At 66.7% G+C, this 17,627-nt stretch carries 16 protein-coding genes and 1 riboswitch; of the genes, 7 read left to right on the top strand and 9 right to left on the bottom strand.

The features are described from left to right. Window positions 1-1,104 (bottom strand): HlyD family secretion protein, encoded by a 1,104-nt coding sequence (locus BGP17_RS17105; protein ID WP_286712852.1) that lies wholly within the window; start codon window positions 1,102-1,104, stop codon window positions 1-3. Next, window positions 1,097-1,543, bottom strand: a complete 447-nt coding sequence (locus tag BGP17_RS17100) for a MarR family winged helix-turn-helix transcriptional regulator (RefSeq protein WP_167298416.1) — start codon at window positions 1,541-1,543, stop codon at window positions 1,097-1,099. Before BGP17_RS17100 ends, BGP17_RS17105 begins: the two co-directional genes overlap by 8 nt. A gap of 97 nt (window positions 1,544-1,640) precedes the next feature. Here BGP17_RS17100 and BGP17_RS17095 point away from each other — a divergent pair, with 97 nt between their 5' ends. The 4 genes from BGP17_RS17095 to BGP17_RS17080 all read left to right on the top strand — a co-directional run bounded on the left by BGP17_RS17095 (window position 1,641) and on the right by BGP17_RS17080 (window position 5,519). Beyond that, window positions 1,641-2,084, top strand: coding sequence for a GFA family protein (locus tag BGP17_RS17095; RefSeq protein ID WP_286712851.1), 444 nt, complete (start codon window positions 1,641-1,643; stop codon window positions 2,082-2,084). Further along, window positions 2,065-2,829, top strand: a complete 765-nt coding sequence (locus tag BGP17_RS17090; RefSeq protein WP_286712850.1) for an alpha/beta fold hydrolase — start codon at window positions 2,065-2,067, stop codon at window positions 2,827-2,829. The genes BGP17_RS17095 and BGP17_RS17090 overlap by 20 nt, the downstream gene beginning before the upstream one ends. Window positions 2,830-2,890: 61 nt before the next feature. After that, entirely contained in the window at window positions 2,891-4,726 is a 1,836-nt protein-coding gene (locus BGP17_RS17085; RefSeq protein ID WP_286712849.1) for a M2 family metallopeptidase, read from the top strand. Window positions 4,727-4,778: 52 nt separating this feature from the next. Further along, window positions 4,779-5,519, top strand: a complete 741-nt coding sequence (locus BGP17_RS17080) for an SIMPL domain-containing protein (RefSeq protein ID WP_286712848.1) — start codon at window positions 4,779-4,781, stop codon at window positions 5,517-5,519. Window positions 5,520-5,554: 35 nt separating this feature from the next. On the opposite strand, the gene BGP17_RS17075 is transcribed toward BGP17_RS17080, so the two are convergent. The 4 genes from BGP17_RS17075 to BGP17_RS17060 all read right to left on the bottom strand — a co-directional run bounded on the left by BGP17_RS17075 (window position 5,555) and on the right by BGP17_RS17060 (window position 8,139). Further along, the gene (locus BGP17_RS17075) at window positions 5,555-5,686 is read right to left on the bottom strand and encodes a hypothetical protein (RefSeq protein WP_279589387.1); all 132 of its coding nucleotides are present in this window, start codon (window positions 5,684-5,686) and stop codon (window positions 5,555-5,557) included. A gap of 93 nt (window positions 5,687-5,779) precedes the next feature. Next, window positions 5,780-7,225 (bottom strand): AMP nucleosidase, encoded by a 1,446-nt coding sequence (locus BGP17_RS17070; RefSeq protein WP_167298420.1) that lies wholly within the window; start codon window positions 7,223-7,225, stop codon window positions 5,780-5,782. 99 nt (window positions 7,226-7,324) lie between these two features. Continuing rightward, window positions 7,325-7,579 (bottom strand): hypothetical protein, encoded by a 255-nt coding sequence (locus tag BGP17_RS17065; RefSeq protein WP_167298421.1) that lies wholly within the window; start codon window positions 7,577-7,579, stop codon window positions 7,325-7,327. A gap of 77 nt (window positions 7,580-7,656) precedes the next feature. Continuing rightward, window positions 7,657-8,139, bottom strand: a complete 483-nt coding sequence (locus BGP17_RS17060) for a peroxiredoxin (RefSeq protein ID WP_086129161.1) — start codon at window positions 8,137-8,139, stop codon at window positions 7,657-7,659. 102 nt (window positions 8,140-8,241) lie between these two features. Between BGP17_RS17060 and BGP17_RS17055 the strand changes: the two genes are divergently transcribed. Beyond that, a complete protein-coding gene (locus BGP17_RS17055) occupies window positions 8,242-8,802 on the top strand; it encodes a YqgE/AlgH family protein (protein WP_286712847.1) in 561 nt (186 codons plus the stop codon). Window positions 8,803-8,842: 40 nt separating this feature from the next. Here BGP17_RS17055 and BGP17_RS17050 read toward each other — a convergent pair whose 3' ends face one another. From BGP17_RS17050 to metE, 3 genes are read right to left on the bottom strand one after another with little or no spacing between them, the layout of a single operon-like run. Further along, window positions 8,843-9,388, bottom strand: coding sequence for a hypothetical protein (locus BGP17_RS17050; RefSeq protein WP_167298423.1), 546 nt, complete (start codon window positions 9,386-9,388; stop codon window positions 8,843-8,845). Window positions 9,389-9,447: 59 nt separating this feature from the next. After that, window positions 9,448-10,191 (bottom strand): acyl-CoA thioesterase, encoded by a 744-nt coding sequence (locus BGP17_RS17045; protein ID WP_286712846.1) that lies wholly within the window; start codon window positions 10,189-10,191, stop codon window positions 9,448-9,450. Then, the gene (gene metE, locus BGP17_RS17040; protein ID WP_286712845.1) at window positions 10,191-12,491 is read right to left on the bottom strand and encodes a 5-methyltetrahydropteroyltriglutamate--homocysteine S-methyltransferase; all 2,301 of its coding nucleotides are present in this window, start codon (window positions 12,489-12,491) and stop codon (window positions 10,191-10,193) included. Before metE ends, BGP17_RS17045 begins: the two co-directional genes overlap by 1 nt. Before the next feature lie 109 nt (window positions 12,492-12,600). Beyond that, window positions 12,601-12,796, bottom strand: a riboswitch (cobalamin riboswitch). Window positions 12,797-12,937: 141 nt separating this feature from the next. On the opposite strand from metE, the gene ahcY reads away from it, so the two are divergent. Beyond that, window positions 12,938-14,338 carry an adenosylhomocysteinase gene (gene ahcY, locus BGP17_RS17035; RefSeq protein ID WP_167298425.1) on the top strand — a complete coding sequence of 467 codons (1,401 nt, stop codon included), beginning with the start codon at window positions 12,938-12,940 and terminating at the stop codon, window positions 14,336-14,338. A gap of 237 nt (window positions 14,339-14,575) precedes the next feature. Then, the gene (locus BGP17_RS17030; RefSeq protein ID WP_286712844.1) at window positions 14,576-17,614 is read left to right on the top strand and encodes a TonB-dependent receptor plug domain-containing protein; all 3,039 of its coding nucleotides are present in this window, start codon (window positions 14,576-14,578) and stop codon (window positions 17,612-17,614) included. Window positions 17,615-17,627 lie beyond the last annotated feature (13 nt).

Below are 17,627 nucleotides of genomic sequence, written 5' to 3'. Positions count from 1 at the left end.
TCAGTTGCACGCGCCCTTGAACACCACCTTCACATCGGCGGAGAGGCCGGCGATCAGCGCGCGCGGGCTCTTGTCGTCGATCGCGATGCGCACCGGCACGCGCTGGGTGACCTTTACCCAGTTGCCATTGGCGTTCTGGGCGGGGAGCACCGAGAATTCCGATCCGGTTCCGGCGCCCATGGATTCGACATGGCCCTTCAGCTTCAGGCCCGGATAGGCGTCGAGAGTCACGATCGAGCATTGGCCGACCCGCATCTTGTTGAGGTCGGTCTCCTTGAAGTTCGCATCGACCCAGGCCGGCCGGTTCGACACGATGGTCACCGCGGCGAGGCCGGTGATCATCTGCTGGCCCACCTGCAGGCTCTTGGTCTGGCTGACGATGCCGCTCACCGGCGCGCGCACTTCGGTGCGCTGCAGGTCGAGCAGCGCCTTGGCGAGCTGGACGCGGGCGGCCGCGATCGCCGGGTTCTCGCCGGGCACCGCCGCGCCGGTGGCGATCTTGGCGCGCGCTTCGGCGGCGCTGGCCTGGGCGTTCTGCAACTGGGCGCGGGCCTGTTCCAGCGCATGCTGGGCCGACTGGAAATTGGCGCGGGTGGTGAAGCCCTGCTTCATCAGCGCGTTCTGGCGGTCGTAATTCTCCTGGGCGTTCTGGATCGCATCGTGCGCGGCCTGGATGTCCGCGCCCTTGCCCTGGTAGCTCACCTCGTCGGTATTGAGCTGCACCTGCGCGGCGGCGATCGCGGCCTGGGCCTGGGACACGGCGATCCGATAGGGCTCGGGGTCGATCCGGAAGAGCAGGTCGCCGGCCTTGACCGTCTGGTTCTCCTTCACGCCCACTTCGACGATGCGGCCCGCCACATCGGTCGAGACCGAGCTCTTGTCCTGCTGGACATAGGCATTGTCGGTCGAGACGCTGTTGCCGCCGGTGAAGTAGAAATAACCCATGATCGCCAGCAGGATGGCCGGCACGCCGAACATCAGCAGCGGGCGCAGCAGGCTGCGCTTCGGCCTGGCCGCGGGCGCCTCGGGCACGGTCGTGCCTTCGGTCGGGATGGTGATCTTGGTCTCTTCGGACTTTTCGATCTTCGGATCTGCATCAGCCATTTGCGGCCTCGTTGCCCTCTTGAACGGTGGTCAGGTTCGCGCGGAGCCCCTCGAGCGCCGCAATCAGTTCCTCGCGCTGCCGGGTGCTGAACCCCTGGAGCGTCTCTTCGATCAGATCGGCCGCGAGCACATGGAGCTCGTCGAGCACCGGCGCGGCCTTGTCGGTCAGGTGGATACGCCAGGCGCGGCGATCGGCGGGATCGCGGCGGCGCTCGACAAAGCCGGCCTCCTCGAGCCGGTCGATCATCCGGCAGGCGGTGATCGGCTCGACCTCGAGCGCCTCGGCGAGCTGGCCCTGGTTGAGGCCGGGGCTGCGCGAGAGGATCTTGAGCACGCGCCACTGCGCCACGCTCGCACCGCTCGTGCGCGCCCGCTCGTCGAAACGGCGGCGCAACAGGCGCGAGACATCGCTAAGAAGGAAACCCAGACTCTCGGTCATGCGCGGCACATAATAAGCATACTCATAGATTTCAATCGGCAACGCGATTGCATTGTGCGGCGCACCCATTGCAACGAACGAAACAGGAGGGCGAGCCATGGCAGAGGAAATGACCGGCGGATGCCAGTGCGGGCGGGTACGCTATGTGGCGCGGGTGGCGGACGACGAGGCCTATCTCTGCCATTGCCGGATGTGCCAGCGCGCCACCGGCGGCGTCTCGATCGCGTTCAAGAACCTGAAAAAGGCCGATGTGCGCTGGGAGCGGGCACCCGATCGCTACGCCTCGTCGCCGATCGCCGTGCGCGGTTTCTGCGCTACGTGCGGCACGCCGCTCAGCTTCGAATTCCCCGACAGCGCCAATATGGACCTGACGGTGGGCAGCTTCGACGCGCCGCACCGCTTCCGCCCGGTCCATCATTTCGGCGTGGAGAGCATGCACGAGCAGTGGCTCGACACGACCGGCCTCACTCGATACCGGACCGACGACAATCCCCAACTCGTCAAGCGCTGGATGGACTCCGTTGGCAAACTTCCCGACTGAAACGCACCGCTTCCCGAGCTTCGACGGCGTCGAGCTCGCCTGGACCGAAATGGGGCAGGGGCGGGATGCGATGCTGATCCATGGCTATGCCTCCACGGCGGAAGTCAACTGGATCAAATATGGCCATGCCGCGAAGCTGGCGGAGAAGGGCTTCCGGGTGATCATGCCCGATCTGCGCGGCCATGGACTGAGCGCGGCGCCGCACGACGCGGCCAGCTATCCGCCCGACGTGACGATGCGCGACGCGCTCGCGCTGGTCGCGCATCTGGGTCTCGTCGATTACGATCTGGGCGGCTATTCGCTCGGCGCGCGCACCACGGTGCGGATGATCGTCGACGGCGGCGCCACGCCGCGCAGGGTGATGCTGGCCGGCATGGGGCTGGCGGGCATCGTCGCCGCTTCGCGCACCGGCACCTATTTCCGCCGCGTGCTCACCAATCTCGGCGGCTTCGAACGCGGCTCGAGCGAGTGGCTGACCGAGGCCTTCCTCAAGACCACCAAGGCCGATCCCGCCGCGCTGCTGCCGATCCTCGACACCTTCGTCGACACGCAGGAGGAGCATCTGGCGCGGCTCACCGAGGAGACGCTGGTCGTCGCCGGCGCCGAGGACGATCACAACGGCTCGGCGCACGAACTGGCGGACATGCTGCCGCACGCCACCTTCGTGGAGATCCCCGGCAATCATATGAGCGCGGTCACCCGGCCCGAGCTGGGGCGCGCGATCGCCGATTTCTTCGCGGCTTGACCGGCTGGCGGGGCGCGCGCATCGTCTCCGCCATCCAGAAAATCCGAGGGGAATTCCGTACATGATCCGCACCGGCATCTCGATGCTCGCGCTCGCCTCGCTGCTCGCCGCCGCGCCGCTGGGCGCGCGCGACCGCGACGGCGAAGCCGCCCAGGCCGCGCCCACCGCCGCCGACGCCAAGGCCTTCGTCGCCGATGCCGAGGCCAAGCTCTTTGCCCAGGGCGTCGTCGCCTCGCGCGCCGAATGGGTCTACGAGACCTATATCACCCCCGACACCGAGGCGCTGACCGCGCGCGAAGGCGCGGCGCTCACCAAGCTGCAGGTCGATCTGGCGCTGGGCGCGGCGAAGTTCGCCAATGTCGCCGGGCTCGACTATGACACCAGCCGCAAGCTCGGCATGCTCCGCAACAAGATCGTGCTGCCCGCCCCGGTCCGTGCCGGCGCGGCGGACGAGCTGGCGGCGCTCTCGGCCAAGATCACCGGCATGTACGGGGCGGGCAAGGGCATGCTGAACGGCAAGCCGATCAACGGCTCCGACATCGAGGCCGCGATGGGCGAGGAGCGCGATCCCGCCAGGCTCAAGGAGATGTGGGTCAGCTGGAACGACAATGTCGGCGCGCCGATGCGCCCCGATTACGCCAAGCTGGTCGGCATCGCCAATGAAGGCGCCAAGGGCCTGGGCTATGCCGATGTCGGGGCGATGTGGCGCTCGGGCTACGACATGGATCCCGACGCCTTCGCGGCGATGACCGACAAGATCTGGAACGACCTCAAGCCGCTCTACGTCGCGCTGCACACCTATGTGCGCCACAAGCTCAACGAGAAATATGGTGAAGCGGTCCAGCCCGCCAAGGGCCCGATCCGCGCCGATCTGCTCGGCAACATGTGGGCCCAGGAATGGGGCAATATCTACGACATCGTCGCCCCGGCGGGATCGGGCAGCGTCGGCTATGACGTGGGCGAGCTGCTCAAGGCCAAGGGCTATGACTCGCACAAGATGGTGAAGGCGGGCGAGGGCTTCTACTCCTCGCTCGGTTTCAAGGAACTGCCCGCAAGCTTCTGGGAACGCTCGCAGTTCGTGAAGCCGGCGGATCGCGAAGTGGTGTGCCATGCCTCGGCCTGGGACATCGACAATGTCGACGACCTGCGCATCAAGATGTGCATCAAGGTCAATGCCGACGACTTCGTGACCATCCATCACGAACTCGGCCACAATTATTATCAGCGCGCCTACAACCAGCAGCCGGCGCTGTATCTCGACGGCGCGAACGACGGCTTCCACGAAGCGATCGGCGACTTCATCGCGCTGTCGATCACGCCCGATTACCTTGTGCAGATCGGCCTGCTCGACAAGGGCCAGGTGCCGAGCGCCGACAAGGACACCGGCCTGCTGCTCCGCCAGGCGATGGACAAGGTGGCGTTCCTGCCCTTCGGCCTGCTGGTCGACAAGTGGCGCTGGGGCGTGTTCTCGGGCCAGATCCCGACGAATGGCTATCAGGCCGGCTGGGACAAGCTGCGCCTGCAATATCAGGGCATCGTGCCGCCGGTGGCGCGCGACGAGACCAGGTTCGATCCGGGCGCCAAGTTCCACATCCCGGCGACCACCCCCTATACCCGCTATTTCCTGGCGCGGGTGCTGCAGTTCCAGTTCTACAAGGCGGCGTGCGACCAGGCGGGCTGGAAGGGCCCGCTCCATCGCTGCTCCTTCTACGGGAACAAGGAAGTGGGCGCGAAGCTCGACAAGATGCTCCAGATGGGCGCCTCCAAGCCCTGGCCGGACGCGCTGCAGGAATTCACCGGCACGCGCGAGATCTCGGGCAAGGCGATGGCGGAATATTTCGCGCCGCTGAAGAAGTGGCTCGATCAGCAGAACAAGGGCCAGCCGCAGGGGTGGTGATCTTCGGGGGCGGGCCGCAGGGCCTGCCCCCTTTGCATAGGGAGGTCCGTAAATGCTCAGATATGCAGTTGCTCTCGCCATGATCGCGCTGCCCCAGGCGGCAATGGCCCAGTCGGCGCCGGCGGACGGGCCGGTGACAGTGGAGATCGTCGCCGCGGGCGAGGCCAAGGTGCCCGCCAATCGCTTTCGCTTCTCGGTGAAGGTCGCGGGGAAGGGGGCGGACGACAAGGCGGCGGAAGCGGCGCTCGCCGCGAACCGCGCCAGGCTGGTCCAGGCGCTCGCCGCGAAGGGCATTCGCGAGGGGCAGCCGCTGGAGGGCGCCGGCGCCAATCCGCTCGCCAGCCTCGTCGGCGCCTTTACCGGGCATGGCAAGCCCAGCTTTGCGCTCGACACTGCCGATGGGAATGAAAAGCCGCAGTCGACGGCGACCGAGACGGTCTTCTTCGATGCGCCCACTCGTGCCGCGGCGACCGCTGCAAGCCCCGTCGCCGAGGCCAATGGCGGGAAGATGGCCGATGAAGTGATTGCGCTGCTCGACGATTATGTAGGGCCGACGCGCCAGGCCAAGGCCGATGCCCTCGCCAAGGCCCGTGCCGAAGCGGCCGCCTATGCCACCACGCTGGGCCTGCGCCGCTCCACGATCGCACGGATCAGCGAGAAGCAGGACATGGTCGCCGGCTCGATGAGCTTCTTCCTGCAGCTCATCGGCATGTTCGCCGGCAAGCAGGGCGCGGCGTCGGACACGGTGACGGTGAACGCCAACCTGTCGGTGGAGTTCCAGCTGAGCCGCTGACCCTTTCGTGCCGCCGTGACCTGACCGCTGAAAGCTCAGCCCGGCGGATCGCTGTCGGGGATCATGCTCTCGTCGGCGATCTGCGCGTCCCATTCGGCCGAGCTGTCGGTGCCGTCGGGCTGGTGCGCGCGGGGCGGTTCTTCCTGCGTTTCCTCGGGATCGATCATCGCGCGTCTCCTCAAAAGGCTCAACGCACCGACAATAGCACAGGTCGCTTCCCTATCCGTCATCCCGGCCTGCGCCGGGACGATGGGCGCGGCTCATCGGAACGGCGGCTCGTTGAACGCGCGCAGCTTGCGCGAGTGGAGGCGGGGCCCCTCGCGGCGCAACTCCTCGCAAGTCTCGATGCCGATCTTCAGATGCTCCGCGATGGCGCGCTCGTAGAAGCGATTGGCCTGGCCGGGCAGCTTCAGCTCGCCGTGCAGCGGCTTGTCCGAGACGCAGAGGAGCGTGCCATAGGGCACGCGGAACCGGTAACCCTGCGCCGCCAGGGTCGCCGATTCCATGTCGATGCCCACCGCGCGGCTCAGCGAGAAGCGCAGCGCCGACTTGGAATAGCGCAGTTCCCAGTTGCGGTCGTCGGTGGTGACGATGGTGCCGGTGCGCAGCCGCTGCTTGAGCTCCTCGCCGGATTGGCCCGAGACCGTCTCGGCGGCGCGGGCGAGGGCCAGCTGCACTTCGGCGATCGCCGGGATCGGGATTTCGGGCGGCAGCACGTCGTCCATGATGTGGTCGTCGCGCAGATAGGCATGGGCGAGGACATAGTCGCCGATCCGCTGACTGGGGCGCAGGCCGCCGCAATGGCCGATCATCAGCCACGCCTCGGGGCGCAGCACCGCCAGATGGTCGGTGATTGTCTTGGCGTTGGACGGGCCGACGCCGATGTTGACCAGGGTGATGCCCGATCCGTCCGCGGCCATCAGGTGATAGGCGGGCATCTGGTGGCGCCGCCAGGCCGAGGTGTCGTTCAGCAGCCGGTCGGTATCGTCCCCGGCCTCGACCAGGATGCCGCCCGCGCCCGAGACGCCGGTGAAGCGGCTCCCCTCGCCCAGCTGGTCCACGGCCCAGCGGACGAACTCGTCGACATAGCGGTGATAGTTGGTGAACAGGATGTACTGCTGGAAATGCTCGACCGGGGTGCCGGTATAGTGGCGCAGCCGGGCCAGCGAGAAATCTGTGCGCAGCGCGTCGAACAGCGCGAGCGGGCGGGTGTCGTCGGTCGACAGCCACAGCCCGTCGGCGATCTCGTCGCCGATATGCGCCAGTTCGGTCGCGGGGAAGTGGCGGCCCAGCTCGGTGACCGAGATCTGGTCCATGTTGGCGATGTGGCCGGGATCGAGGACATAGGGGAAGGGGATCTCCTGCCGCCCGGTGACGGCATGGACCTCGACGTCATAATCCTCGATCAGCAGGGTCAGCTGCTCGGTAAGGTAGCGGCTGAACATCGCCGGGCGGGTGACCGAGATGCGATACTCGCCTTCCTCGACCAGCCGGCCGAACGAGCGGCGCGGGGCAGGGCGGCCGCGCTCCTCGCCGCCGCGATAGACGAGGCGCAGCTCGGGATAGGCGAAGCTGCCATCGGTCCGGTCCTCCGGATTCGGCGGCGTGCCGTCGTTGATGTAGCGGTTCAGGGCAGCCTTGAGGCGATCGACCGAGGCGTTGTAGAGGCGCTCGAGATCGGCGACGATATCGGAAGCTTGAGTCATCTTCGAGGGCTAGAGCGCAAAGATGACGCTGGCAAGACCATGGGCCGGAACAAGTCCCGGCCCGGGCCCGGCCCTCCCCATAGGGGAGGGAAATTTTTCCTATTCCTTCGCCTTGGCGGGCGCCGGTTCCTTGTCGCCGCCCAGCTGGGTGGCGGCATAGGCGGCGCCGCCCACCGCGGCGGCGACTCCGGCGGCGATGCCGGCCGCGGCGATCGGATGTTCCTTCACCGCGGCGACAGTGGCGTCCACCGCATCGCCGATCGCTTCCTGCGCCTGGGCAAGGAAGCTCTTCGCTTCTTGCTTGGCTTCCTCGATCGTCTCGGGAAGTGCGTTGGCAGTTTCGGTATCGGCCATGTCGGTCCCTTTCTGAAAAGCTCGCCGGATCAACTCCGGCGAGCCCTTCGCGGTTCCGTTACGCCGTCATGTCCGGATCACAGCCTTCCGAGCAGATATTCGGCCGAGCTGACCTCGAACTGGCCCGGCGCCTCGACATGGAGCTGCTCGACCACGCCGTCGTTCACCAGCATCGAGAAGCGCTGGCCGCGCGTGCCCATGCCGAACTTCGCGCCGTCCATGGTGAGATCCAGCGCCTTGGGGAAGTCGCCATTGCCGTCGGCGAGCATCGTCACCTTGCCGGCCACGCCGCTCGCCTGGCCCCAGGCGCCCATCACGAACGCGTCGTTGACGGCGGTGCAGGCGATCTCGTCCACGCCCTTCGCCTTGATCTCCTCGGCCTTCTCCACGAAGCCGGGCAGGTGCTTGGCCGAGCAGGTGGGCGTGAAGGCACCCGGCACCGAGAAGAGCGCGACCTTGCGGCCGGCGAAGAAATCGTCCGAGCTGGTCTGCTCGGGGCCGCCCTCGGTAACCTTGACGAAATTTACGCTGGGAATGCGGTCGCCAACCTGGATGGTCATTCTACTCTCCTCGGGAATGATGAGTCGCATGTCCCAATCGGCTCCCCGGCCATGATTTTCAAGCGTGGCGGAGCCGAAACGGTGCGGCTACGTTGATCGGCCATGGACTCGACGCGCTTCCTCACTGGCCAGTTTCTCCTCGCGATGCCCGGCATCGGCGACCCCCGCTTCGAACGCGCGGTGATCGCGGTGTGCGCGCACGATGTGGAGGGCGCCCTCGGCATCGGCATCGGCGACACGATCGACGGGCTGACGCTGCACGATCTGCTGGATCAGTTCGAGATCGAGCCCGGCGTCGCGCCCGACACGCCGGTGCATTTCGGCGGCCCGGTCGAGCCGCGCCGCGGCTTCGTGCTCCACTCGCCCGACTGGGGCGGGCAGGACACGATCGACGTGGGCGGCCGCTGGTCGCTTTCCGGCACGATCGATGTGCTGCGCGCGATCGCGGAGGGGACGGGGCCGTCCCGGTGGCTGGTCGCGCTGGGCTATGCCGGCTGGGGCGAGGGCCAGCTCGACAGCGAGATGGCGCGTCATGGCTGGTTCAACACCGTCGGTACGCCCGACCTGATCTACGACATCGATGCCGAGGACCGCTGGACGGTTGCCTTTGCCGGGGCGGGCATCGATCCGCGGCTGCTGGCGAACAGCGCGGGCACGGCCTGAGACACGGGGCAGGGGACGAGCTGAAGACGGCGTGCCGGGATCAGTGCGTCGGGCCGGGTTCCGGCTCGTCGTCGCCACGAACGTAGACCTTGCCCTCCAGCATCTTGATGCGGATCAGCGTGTCCTTGTGCGGCGCGGTGCAGAAGCTGGAGGTGCCGCTGATCTCGGTCTTCTCATGCGTCTCGCGATGCCGGAGCACGAAGCGCACGGGCAGGGTGCAGGTATCGGCGTTGCCCGTCTTGAAGCGCAGCGTCGCCTTGCTCGGCCAGAGCGGCTGGGCGAACTGGTTGTGGCTCCAGTGCACGCTCTGCCCCGGCTTGGCCGAGTCGAGGTAGAAGCCGATCACGTCATAGCCGCTGGTATCGTTGACGATCAGCACGCAGCCAAGGTTCCAGCAATTGTCCCGGACTTGCGTGCTGGCGCCGCGCATGATCGTCATCATCGACTGGGCGGCCTCGAAGGACATGCCGCGCGGCGGGATCGCGCCGGCGCTGTCCACATCCTGGGCGACGCCACCGTCCTGGGCGGCGGCGGGCTGGGCAACGGCAATGGCGAGCAGCGACGCGAAGGCGATGAACCGGAACATGGGCTTGGCTCGCATGATGGTTGGACGCCGGCGCATTCTGCCTTGCCCCGGGCGCTTCGTCACTTGCCAAAATGCGCGGGAGCCGTGGCGACCATCACGAATTCGGCCGAAGCCGCGCGGCGCCGCGCGGCGCTGAGCAGGTCCTCGGCCCATAGCTCCACCCGCACGCGCCGCGACCGATTGCCGCGCATGATGATGCGGGCGGCAAGCTCCACCATTTCGCCCTCGTGGATCGGCGTCGCGAAGTCGACGCGGTCGGAGGCGGCCATCACCATCACTTTCCGCGTGTCGCGCGTGGAGGCGATGAAGGCGGCCTTGCCGAGCATGCGCAGCGCGTCGCCGCCGAACAGCGTGCCGTAATGGTTGGTCTGGGGCGGGAACACCATGTCGGCCATCACCAGCACGCCCTCCGGTTCGGCTTCGGAGCCGGTCGGGGACGGGGCGAGGGGCGGCAAGCGGGTTGCCGCTCCCCCGCGCGCCACCAGCGTGAAGCGGCCGCGCGTGCACAGCCGCCGCTCCCCGCTGAGCAGCGCCTCGGCGACCAGCTCGACCTCGATATCGAGCGAGCGGGTGCCGACGCGGACCACGCGGCCCGCCGCCTCGATCAGCTCGCCCTTCAGCGCGGGGGCGGCGAAGTCGATCCTCTCGGAGGCGGCGGTGACGAAGGGCGCCCGGCCATGGCGCGAGGCGGCGAGGAACGCCACCTTGTCCATGTGCGCGAGCGCCACGCCGCCGAACAGCGTGCCATGGTGGTTGGTGTCGCCCGGGAACACCATGTCGATGAGGCGGACGACACCCGCCATCAGGCCGGCTCCGCCACGCGCACGCGAAGCTCCCGCGCCGCGGAGACCATGGCGTCGATCGCCGGCTTCACTTCCTCCCATTTGCGGGTCTTCAGGCCGCAATCGGGGTTCACCCACAGCTGCTCGGGCGCGAGGTGCGCCTGGGCCAGCTGCATCAGCCGGACGATCTCGTCGACCGAGGGCACGCGCGGCGCATGGATGTCGTAGACGCCGGGCCCGATCGCACTCGGATAGCGATAGGCGGCGAAGCCTTCGAGCAGCTCCATCTGCGAGCGCGCGGTCTCGATCGAGATCACGTCGGTATCCATCGCACCGATCGCCGGCAGGATGTCGTTGAACTCCGAATAGCACATGTGCGTATGGATCTGGGTTGCATCGCCCACGCCCGCGGCCGAGAGGCGGAAGCAATCCACCGCCCAGTCGAGATAGGCCTGCCAGTCGCGCTTGCGCAGCGGCAGGCCTTCGCGCAGCGCCGCCTCGTCGATCTGGATCGCCTTGCAGCCGGCTCTTTCGAGATCGACTACCTCGTCGCGGATCGCCAGCGCGATCTGGGCGCAGGAGGCCGAGCGCGGCTGGTCGTCGCGCACGAAGCTCCAGTTGAGGATCGTGACGGGGCCGGTGAGCATGCCCTTCATCGGCCTGGCGGTGAGGCCCTGGGCATAGCGCCACCACTCGACGGTCATCGGCTTCGGCCGCGAGACGTCGCCGAACAGGATCGGCGGGCGCACGCAGCGCGAGCCATAGCTCTGGACCCAGCCGTTCACCGTGAAGGCGAAGCCCGCGAGCTGCTCGCCGAAATACTGGACCATGTCGTTGCGCTCGAACTCGCCGTGCACGAGCATGTCGAGCCCCGCTTCCTCCTGCCAGCGGACGGTGCGTTCGGTCTCTTCGCGCAGGAACCGTTCGTACGCGGCATCGCCGAGGTTGCCGCGATTATGCTCCGCGCGGGCATGGCGCACCTCGGCGGTCTGCGGGAAGGAGCCGATCGTCGTGGTGGGAAAGGGCGGCAGCGCGAGGATCCCGGCCTGCACCGCGGCGCGCGCCGCATAGGGCGATTGGCGGCTGCGCATCGCCTCGGTGATCGATGCGGTGCGGGCGGCGACCAGCGGATCGTGGATGCGCGGCGAGACCTTGCGCGCTGCCGCGGCCCGGCCGGAAGCGGCGAGCTTCTCCGCCACCCAGTCGCGGCCGCCGTTCAGCGCGTCCTTCAGCGTCACCAGTTCGTCGATCTTCTGCGCCGCGAAGGCGAGCCATTGCTTGATCTCGTCGTCGAGCTTCGGCTCGAGCGCGAGGTCGACGGGCACGTGGAGCAGCGAGCAGGAGGGCGCGAGGACGATGTCGCGCGTGGCCGCGACCGGCTCGATCCGGTCGAGCAGCTTCTCCAGGTCGGCGCGCCAGATGTTGCGGCCGTCGATCACTCCCAGCGAGAGCAGCAACCCCTTGGGCGCGGCGACGAGGACCTTGTCGAACTGGTCCGACGCGCGCACCAGATCGACGTGCAATCCCGCGACGGGCAGGTTCACCGCCAGCGTGAGATTGTCCTCCAGCGCGCCGAAATAGGTGGCGAGCATGATCTTGAGGCCGAGGCGCGGCAGCTTGGCATAGACGCGGGTGATCGCGGCGCGCTGGCGCTCGTCCAGGTCGAGCGCGAGGATCGGCTCGTCGATCTGCACCCATTCGGCGCCGGCATGGGCGAGCTGGGTGAGCACCGCCGAATAGAGGCCGAGCACTTCGTCGAGAAAATCGAAGGGATCGACGTCGCGGCCCTTGGCGAGGCTGAGCCAGGTGACGGGGCCGAGCAACACCGGCCGTGTCTCGTAGCCGAGCGCCTTGGCCTCGCGATATTCGTCGACGATCTTGGAGGAGGAGAGGGCGAGCTTCTGTCCCGCCGCCAGTTCGGGCACCATATAATGATAGTTGGTGTCGAACCACTTGGTCATTTCCTGCGCGGTATGGCCATGGCCGTGCGCGCAGCCCGCGCTCTCGCCCGTCGTCCCGCGCGCCATCGCGAAATAGGTGGCGAGGTCGGCCGTGCCCGCCGCGACGCCGTAGCGCTCGGGAATGGCGCCCAGCATCAGGCTGGTGTCGAGCACGTGATCGTAGAAGGAGAAATCGTTGCTCGGCAGCCAATCGGCACCGAGCGCGGCCTGGCGGGCCCAGGCCGCGGCACGCAGGCCCGCGGCGGCTTCGAGAAGCTCCGCCTCGGTGGACTTGCCGCTCCAGAATTTCTCGAGCGCGAACTTGAGCTCGCGCCGCGGGCCGATCCGCGGAAAGCCGAGCGTGGCAACAGTGACGGTCATGGTCTTCATACCCCGATGAAGGACGGGGGAGACCGGCTTGGACACAGGCATGCGCGGACGGTCGCCCGGCCGCGGCATGCAAGCGGCCAGACCGGGCACCCCGCCGGTGGACGTTATCGCGTCAAAGGCAGGTCTCCTGGCTCGCGGGTCAGCGCGGACGATCCGTCTTCCCAGGGCGGTGAGGCCCCAGTGACTCGCTTGGATCGCCGCTCGCCGCTTACAGTTGCGGGGGCAGCGCCGGACTTGCACCGGCTTCCCGTCTTAGCTTCCGGGCAAGCCGGAAGAACCTCGACGCCCCAAGCATCCGCTTGTCGAAGCTCCGCGTCAAGCATCATATAAAGATATCTTTATATTTGGAATTGCACCTGCCCGGCGAAGCGGCTAGGGCGCCCCCATCGCGGCCGGCGATTCCCGGCGCGCAATCGATTCACATCTGGAGACAGCTCGTGGCTACCGTGCTCGACAAGGATTACGTCGTTAAGGACATCACTCTGGCGGATTTCGGCCGCGCCGAGATCAACATCGCCGAGACCGAGATGCCCGGCCTGATGGCGCTCCGCGCGGAGTTCGGCGCGTCGCAGCCGCTCAAGGGCGCGCGCATCACCGGCTCGCTCCACATGACCATCCAGACCGCCGTGCTGATCGAGACGCTGACCGCGCTCGGCGCGCAGGTCCGCTGGGCGACCTGCAACATCTTCTCGACGCAGGACCATGCCGCCGCCGCCATCGCCGCCACCGGCGTGCCGGTGTTCGCTGTGAAGGGCGAGAGCCTGGCCGAATATTGGGACTATGTCGGCTCGATCTTCGACTGGGGCGACGAGACCTGCAACATGATCCTCGACGACGGCGGCGACGCGACGATGTTCGCGCTGTGGGGCGCCAAGCTCGAGGCGGGCCAGTCGTTCGGCGAGCCGGAGAATGACGAGGAAGTCGAGATGCAGCGCGCGGTGAAGGAATTCATCAAGCGCAAGCCGGGCTACCTCACCGAGACGGTGAAGAACATCAAGGGCGTCTCGGAAGAGACCACCACCGGCGTGCACCGCCTCTATCACATCGCCAAGAAGGGCGAGCTGCCGTTCCCGGCGATCAACGTCAACGACAGCGTCACCAAGTCGAAGTTCGACAACCTCTATGGCTGCAAGGAATCGCTGGTCGACGCGATCCGCCGCGGCACCGACGTGATGCTGGCCGGCAAGGTCGCCACCGTCGCCGGCTTCGGCGACGTGGGCAAGGGCTCGGCCGCGTCGCTGCGCAACGGCGGGGCGCGCGTGCTCGTCACCGAGATCGATCCGATCTGCGCGCTGCAGGCGGCGATGGAAGGCTATGAAGTCGTCACGATGGAAGAGGCGGTCACCCGCTCGGACATCTTCGTCACCGCCACCGGCAATGCCGACGTGATCACCGCCGAGCACATGGCCGGCATGAAGAACATGGCGATCGTCTGCAACATCGGCCATTTCGACAGCGAGATCCAGATCTCGGGCCTGTCGAACTACAAGTGGACCGAAGTGAAGCCGCAGGTCGACCTGGTCGAGTTCCCGGACGGCAAGCAGATCATCATCCTGTCGAAGGGCCGCCTGGTGAACCTGGGCAACGCGACCGGCCACCCGTCGTTCGTGATGTCGTCGTCGTTCACCAACCAGACGCTGGCCCAGATCGAGCTGTGGACCAAGTCGGACACCTACAAGAACGACGTGTACGTCCTGCCTAAGCATCTCGACGAGAAGGTGGCCGAACTGCACCTCGAGAAGCTGGGCGTGAAGCTCACCAAGCTCTCGAAGAAGCAGGCCGATTACATCGGCGTGCCGGTCGAGGGGCCGTTCAAGCCGGATCACTATCGCTACTGATCCCGCCGCGCGATCGCGCAGGAGCCGGAACGGGCCGCGTTCCCCATTGGGGGAGCGCGGCCCGTTTCGTTAACATCTCCGTTACTGTAACATTGTTGTAATTATGCAACGCGCCGAGAGAAAGCGTTGTGGACCCGCAACTAACCCACGGTTTCCTACGTCCTGCTCCTGCTTCGGACAAAGGCTAGCAACAATCGATTCCGAGGACGGGAAAGTCTTTTGCTAAAGGGATGTAGCATGCGTCGTTTTCTCTCCCCCCAGTACGACCGCCTTTCGCTGACCGCGTCTGCCGCGGTTCTTGCTCTCGCTTTGGTCGCCACGCCTGCGGTCGCGCAGACTGCCGACCAGACCCCGGCGCCCGCCGATACGCAGGACGATCAGCCTGCCGCTTCCGAGGGCACGATCGTGGTGACCGGCTCGCGCATCGCGCGCCCGGAGTTCGACACCGTGCAGCCGACCCAGGTGGTCGGCGCTGCCCAGATCGAATCCCGCGGCTACACCAATGTCGGCCAGGCGCTGCGTGAAATTCCGTCCTTCGGACCTCCGGGCAACAGCGCGGTCGGCGCGCAGTCGTCGTTCGGCCCGGCGCAGACCTTTGTCGACTTTTTCGGCCTCGGCACGCAGCGCACGCTCGTGCTGGTCAACGGCCGCCGCTTCGTCTCGTCGAACACCGCGAGCATCTTCGGCCCGGTCTCGCCGGGCAGCCAGGTCGACCTGAACAACATCCCGACCACGCTGGTCCAGCGTATCGAGACCGTCGCCATCGGCGGTGCGCCGATCTACGGCTCGGACGCGATCGCGGGCACCGTCAACATCATCCTCAAGAAGGATTATGAGGGCCTGGAGATCGGCGGCCAGTACGGCATCTCGCAGGAAGGCGATGCTCCCGAGGCGCGCATCAACGTCCTGGCCGGCAAGAACTTCGCCGGCGGCCGCGGCAACATCGTGATCGCAGCCGAGTACAACAAGACCACCGGCTTCACCTCGGCCGACCGGGCGATCACCGCGGCGGGCAATTTCTTCGGCACGCCGCCGGCCTCGCTGGGTTCGCCGTATCAGCGCCTGCTCTATCCGTCGCAGCGCTACACCGCCTTCACCGCGGGCGGCGTGCCGTTCAGCGATGACGACTATCTCGCCTCGCGCTCGGGCATCCGCGACGGCAATGGCCAGCTGCTCCAGTTCGGTCCCAATGGCCGCCTCGTCCCGCTCAATCTCGGCACCGTGATGCGCCAGGGCTATATCAGCAGCGGCGGCAACGGCTTCGACCTGCCGGCGCAGAGCAACCTGCTTACGAGCTCGGAGCGCTACCTGGTCAATGCGCAGGTCAACTATGAGCTGACCGACCATATCCGCGCCTTCGGCGAGGCCTGGTATTCGCACAACAAGGGCGTCAACCTGATCGACCAGCCCAACTACAACACCGCGCTGTTCGATGCCGCCGGCACGCCTGACGGCAATCTGCTGCTGTCGATCAACAACCCGTTCCTGAACCCTGCCGACCGCGCGACCATCGCGGCGAACCTGCCGGCGGGCGCCACCCAATTCTATGTCGGGCGTGCGCTTTCCGACCTGACCACCGGCCGCGCCGAGGCGAATGTCGAGACCTATCGCTTCGTCGGCGGCTTCGCGGGCGACTTCTCGCTCGGCAGCCGCCAGTTCCAGTGGGAAGTGTCGGCGAACTACGGCCGTTCGCAGACCGTCGGCAAGAACTACGAGATCGTCAACGACAACTTCTTCAACGCGCTCGACGCGGTGCAGGACGTCAATGGCAACATCGTGTGCCGCCCGGGCTACACCAACTCGCCGGCCCAGACGATCAGCAACACCTGCGCGCCGCTGAACATCTTCGGTGTCGGCCAGGCGAGCCAGGCCGCGAAGGACTATATCTTCGCGATCGCCCGCCCGGTCTCGACCAACGATCAGCTGGTGTTCAACGCGAACGTCACCGGCCCGGTGTTCTCGCTGTTCGGCAACGACGTCAGCGTTTCGCTCGGTTATGAGCATCGCCGTGAATCGACCAAGTTCGATCCGGGCTCCTATTATTACGGCCATGACAATGGTGACGGCACGCGTACCCAATATGGCCGCATCATTCCGATCGATCCGATCAGCGGCTCGTTCAACACCAACGAAGTGTTCGGCGAACTTCGCGTGCCGCTCGTCACGCCGGAAAACGGCCTGAGCTGGCTGAAGACGGTCGAGTTCGACGGCGCGGCGCGCTGGGTGCACAACTCGCTCTCGGGCGGCGATCTCACCTGGACCGCGGGCGGCCGCATCGGCTTCGTCCGCGACATCACCTTCCGCGGCAACTTCACCCGGTCGATCCGCTCGCCGGCCATCACCGAGGCGTTCAACCCGACCTCGCGGGCCTTCGACGTGGGCAGCGATCCGTGTGACACCCGCTATGTCGGCAGCGGCCCGAACCCGTCCGTCCGCAAGGCGAACTGCACGGCGGCAGGCATCGACACCACCAACTTCACGTCGAACTACAGCGACTTCACGGTGCCGGTGACGGTCTCGGGCAATCCGGGCCTCAGCAACGAGAAGGCGAATAGCTGGACGGTGGGCGCGGTGATCCAGCCGAGCTTCGCGCGCAGCTTCACGCTGGCGGTGGACTGGGTGGACATCAAGCTGACCGATGCGATCACCTCGCTCGGCGGCGATGACATCCTCAACGCCTGCTATGACTCGCCCAGCTATCCGAACAGCTTCTGCGGCCTTATCGATCGCGACTCCACCGGCCAGATCACGATGATCCGCGAGGGCTATTACAACGCGGCGTCGTACAAGACCTCGGGCCTCACGGTCACCGCGGCCTATCGCCTGCCGCTGGAGCGTGTCGGGGTCAACAATGCGGGCGTGCTCGGCCTCTCGGTGAACTATTTCTACCGCGACAAGCTGGAGCAGCGCGTCGGCACCGGCGACGTCAACCACCTTGCGGGCGAGATCGGCTATCCGCACCATTCGGGCACGGCCAATTTCACCTATGAGAGCAAGGGCTTCAACGCGCTCGTCCAGGCCCAGTATTTCGGCAAGGGCAAGTATGACGTGGACGAGGCTCCCAACGCCCGCAACATCATGGGCGTGGGTGACTGGTGGCTGTTCAACGCCACGGTCGGCACCCGGGTGAACGACCAGTTCAGCCTGAAGCTGATCGTCGACAACGTGTTCAACGTGAAGCCGCCCTATCCGGCGCCGGCCGGCGGCGGCACCGTGACCTATTATTCGGGAATTCTCGGCCGCTATGCGCGCATCGCGGCGAGCGTGAAGTTCTGATCGTCAATTCGCT

The organism is Sphingomonas sp. 67-41 (assembly GCF_001899725.1).
Lineage (GTDB): Bacteria > Pseudomonadota > Alphaproteobacteria > Sphingomonadales > Sphingomonadaceae > Sphingomonas > Sphingomonas leidyi.
Note: the sequence above shows the minus strand (reverse complement) of the source record. Positions and strands in the feature narration are given on the sequence as shown.